The 4,244-nt window shown below is 51.8% G+C and carries 3 protein-coding genes; 1 reads left to right on the top strand and 2 read right to left on the bottom strand.

Annotated features, from left to right (window positions below; all coding sequences use genetic code 11):
• Nucleotides 1-31: 31 nt before the first annotated feature.
• Nucleotides 32-1,372: a maltoporin LamB gene (gene lamB / locus A1SC_RS04710; protein WP_000973647.1), complete on the bottom strand. Its 1,341-nt coding sequence runs from the start codon at nucleotides 1,370-1,372 to the stop codon at nucleotides 32-34.
• Nucleotides 1,373-1,443: 71 nt separating this feature from the next.
• A complete protein-coding gene (gene malK / locus A1SC_RS04715; RefSeq protein ID WP_000179158.1) occupies nucleotides 1,444-2,559 on the bottom strand; it encodes a maltose/maltodextrin ABC transporter ATP-binding protein MalK in 1,116 nt (371 codons plus the stop codon).
• Between the two features lie 364 nt (nucleotides 2,560-2,923).
• On the opposite strand from malK, the gene malE reads away from it, so the two are divergent.
• Nucleotides 2,924-4,114, top strand: a complete 1,191-nt coding sequence (malE, locus tag A1SC_RS04720) for a maltose/maltodextrin ABC transporter substrate-binding protein MalE (RefSeq protein ID WP_000695404.1) — start codon at nucleotides 2,924-2,926, stop codon at nucleotides 4,112-4,114.
• Nucleotides 4,115-4,244: the final 130 nt, after the last annotated feature.

Here is a 4,244-nt window from a genome sequence, read left to right as displayed (position 1 = left end):
GTAAACGCCTTATCCGGCCCAGGTTTTGCTATTACCACCAGATTTCCATCTGGGCACCGAAGGTCCACTCATCGCTATCGCCACGACCGAAACTACCGCCTTCGAAGTTCGCCGGAACAGCTTTGCCGTAGTTCGGGTTAGAAGAGGAACTACCGTTGTAGTCATAACCCCATTTCTCATCCCACTTGGCGTAGGTTGCGAAGACACGAATAGCCGGGCGTGACCAGATGCTGTCGCCAGCCTGCCATTGTTGTGCGAGGGTGATTTTGTACTGGTTGTTCTTGTCGCCAGTGCGCTGGGATTCGACGTTGTCGTAGCCCACTTCCAACAAGGTACTCATGATAGGCGTCCACTTGTACATCGGACGAATACCGACGGTCCACCATTTGGTGCCGTTGTCGTTATCCCAGTTGATGTCCTGATACATACCCACGTACATCATGTCCCAATTGTCACCCATAGAAATCGCACCGTGATCCAGGATACGCAGCAGGTGACCGTTGTTGTTGATGTTGTAAGCAAAGTGTTCGTTATCAAATGCGACGCCAGACCCTTGCGACAGCCCTTTGCCCTGTGAGGTCATAGAGTCTGTTGCGTACTGAACAACAAACTTGTTAAAGCCTTTCAGGATGCTCTGGGTATGCTCGGCAGTGAACATCCAGCCATCTTTCGATGCGCCATCAACCAGACGATAGTTATCACGCAGGTTGGCACGACCGTAGTCGACACCCAGCTCTAAGGTTCCGCCCGGGTTAATTTCCATCTGCGCTAAACGCACGTCAAAGACGTCGTTCGCAGTTTCGTTGGTATAGTCATAAATATTGTTGCTGGCGAAAGAGGAAGAACCGCCCGCTTCAGAAGAACGCGTTGCTGCCAGGGAAAGTTTACCGAAACCAACGTCGATGTTTTCCAGACCGGCACCAGGACCAGAAATATCCCAGTAGTAGAAGTCGATCATATGAACGTCATGACGCTGATAGAAACGCTTACCAGCCCAGATGGTGGCACCTGGCAGCCATTCAATCAGGTTTTTCCCCTGCACATTCGCTTCACGGAAAGCCGGATCGGTGGCCTCCCAGTCATTCTGTTGTGCTACGGAATAGGCCACGTTAGTATCGAAATAGAAGCTCTTATCGCCCTCTTTCCACACTTCCTGACCCAATTTTAATTCAGCATAAGTTTCACATTCGTTGCCAAGACGGTATTTACTTTGAGCGCCAGTGGTCTGGAAACACTGTTGTTCACCGCCGCTCCCTGTCCAGCCGATACCGGAACGAGCGTAACCGTGGAAATCCACAGCCATTGCCTGAGCAGACATTACGCCCGCTGCGACGGCAACCGCCAGAGGAAGTTTGCGCAGAGTAATCATCATTCTATCTCCTGAGTCATTGCTTTTCTTTTTTCACATCACCTGTCACAGGCTCTGTGTCTTTTGTAGGATGCTTAAACGCCCGGTTCCTGATGCAGTCGACGACATGCAGTGCCATCCTCACGGAACAGATGGCAACGCTCTGGCGGCAGGCCGATAGCGAATGTGGCACCTTCTTCTACCAACACCACGTCAGACTGGCGGTACACCAGGTTTTGACGAATAGAAGGGATCTGGATATGAATTTGCGTTTCGTTGCCAAGCTGTTCGACCACCTGAACCTCACCCTCAAGGATGACGTCAGCGATATCGCTTGGCAGTAAATGTTCCGGGCGAATGCCCAGCGACATGTTGGCACCGACCTGAACATCGCGGCTTTCAACCGGAAGCCAGACTTGCTGGAGGTTTGGCATCGGCAGCTCAACCTGGACCTGATCGATTGCGGTAGCAGTTACTTTCACCGGCAGGAAGTTCATCTTCGGTGAACCAATAAAACCGGCGACAAAGCGGTCTGCCGGATAGTGATACAGTTCAAGAGGCTTCCCGACTTGCGCCACGCGACCGGCATCCAGCACCACGATTTTGTCGGCCAGCGTCATCGCTTCGACCTGATCGTGAGTGACGTAAATCATTGTGCGACCCAACCGTTTATGCAGACGGGAAATTTCGATACGCATCTGTACGCGCAGCGCTGCATCGAGGTTGGAAAGTGGTTCATCGAGTAAAAACACGCTTGGCTCGGCCACCAACGTACGACCAATCGCCACACGTTGACGCTGGCCACCGGAGAGCGCCTTCGGTTTGCGATCCAGCAAGTGCGCCAGTTGCAGCACTTCCGCTACCTGGTTAACACGCTGGTTGATGACCTCTTTCTTTGCGCCTGCTAATTTCAGGCCAAACGACATATTTTCTGCCACAGACAGATGGGGATAGAGCGCATAGGACTGGAACACCATGCCGACGCCGCGTTCTGCTGGCGGGGTGTCGTTCATTCGTTTTTCATCGATGAACAGGTCGCCGCTGGTGATCGTCTCAAGACCGGCAATCATGCGCAGTAAAGTGGATTTACCGCAGCCAGATGGTCCGACAAACACCACGAACTCACCTTCGTGGATGTCGAGATTGATATCTTTCGATACCACCACATCCCCCCAGGCCTTCGTTACATTTTGTAGCTGTACGCTCGCCATGCCCTTCTCCCTTCGTTACAACCTGTCATCGACAGCAACATTCATGATGCAGTGACTATGCGTCATCGGAAGATGGCTTAAATCCTCCACCCCCTGGCTTTTTTATGGGGGAGGAGGCGGGAGGATGAGAAGATGGTGTCTGCATACTAATCCGAGGAGAAGTAAGGAAATTCGTGATATTGCTTGCAAAAAACATGGCAACTTTGTGTGCGCCTCCCCGCAATACGGCTATTTCTGCGACGCAGATCACACAAAACGAGGGTGGGGCGTAGGGGCAAGGAGGATGGAAAGAGGTTGCCGTATAAAGAAACTAGAGTCCGTTCAGGCGTTTTCACAAGCACTTCACCAACAAGGACCAGAGATTATGAAAATAAAAACAGGTGCACGCATCCTCGCATTATCTGTTTTAACGACGATGATGTTTTCCGCCTCGGCTCTCGCCAAAATCGAAGAAGGTAAACTGGTAATCTGGATCAACGGCGATAAAGGCTACAACGGCCTCGCAGAAGTGGGTAAGAAATTCGAGAAAGATACCGGAATTAAAGTTACCGTTGAGCATCCAGATAAGTTGGAAGAGAAATTCCCCCAGGTTGCGGCAACTGGCGATGGTCCGGACATTATTTTCTGGGCGCACGACCGCTTTGGCGGCTATGCCCAATCTGGTCTGTTGGCTGAAATCTCCCCAGACAAAGCGTTACAGGACAAACTGTATCCTTTCACCTGGGATGCTGTTCGTTATAACGGCAAACTGATTGCTTATCCGATCGCAGTTGAAGCGTTATCGCTGATTTATAACAAAGACCTGCTGCCGAACCCACCGAAAACCTGGGAAGAAATCCCGGCTCTGGATAAAGAACTGAAAGCGAAAGGTAAGAGCGCGCTGATGTTCAACCTGCAAGAACCGTACTTCACCTGGCCACTGATTGCCGCCGACGGTGGTTATGCGTTCAAGTATGAAAACGATAAATACAACGTGAAAGACGTTGGTGTGGATAACGCTGGCGCGAAAGCGGGTCTGACCTTCCTGGTTGATCTGGTTAAAAACAAACACATGAATGCGGATACTGATTACTCCATCGCAGAGGCAGCCTTTAACAAAGGTGAAACTGCGATGACCATCAACGGTCCGTGGGCATGGTCCAACATCGATACCAGCAAAGTGAACTACGGCGTGACGCTGCTGCCGACCTTCAAGGGACAACCTTCCAAACCATTCGTTGGTGTTCTGAGTGCAGGCATTAACGCTGCCAGCCCGAACAAAGAACTGGCGAAAGAGTTCCTCGAAAACTACCTGCTGACCGACGAGGGTCTGGAAGCAGTGAATAAAGACAAACCGCTGGGTGCCGTGGCGCTGAAGTCTTACCAGGATCAGTTGGCGAAAGATCAACGCATTGCCGCCACCATGGATAACGCCAAAAACGGCGAAATCATGCCGAACATCCCGCAGATGTCCGCCTTCTGGTATGCCGTGCGTACCGCAGTGATCAACGCTGCCAGCGGTCGCCAGACTGTTGATGCCGCGCTGAAAGATGCACAGGGTCGTATCACCAAGTAATGCCGTTAAATGCCGGATGCGGCGTGAACGCCTTATCCGGCCTGGAAAACGAAACCTATGTAGGCCTGATAAGACGCACCAGCGTCGCATCAGGCATTGATTGCCGGATGCGGCGTAAACGCCTTATCCG

The organism is Escherichia sp. KTE52 (assembly GCF_000408325.1).
In the GTDB taxonomy this organism is placed as follows: Bacteria; Pseudomonadota; Gammaproteobacteria; order Enterobacterales; family Enterobacteriaceae; genus Escherichia; species Escherichia marmotae.
Note: the sequence above shows the minus strand (reverse complement) of the source record. Positions and strands in the feature narration are given on the sequence as shown.

What these genes read in the sequence shown, in the direction of transcription:
- lamB (WP_000973647.1), bottom strand. Translation starts at nt 1,372, where the DNA reads ATGATGATTACTCTGCGCAAACTTCCTCTGGCGGTTGCCGTCGCAGCG.
- malK (WP_000179158.1), bottom strand. Translation starts at nt 2,559, where the DNA reads ATGGCGAGCGTACAGCTACAAAATGTAACGAAGGCCTGGGGGGATGTG.
- malE (WP_000695404.1), top strand. Translation starts at nt 2,924, where the DNA reads ATGAAAATAAAAACAGGTGCACGCATCCTCGCATTATCTGTTTTAACG.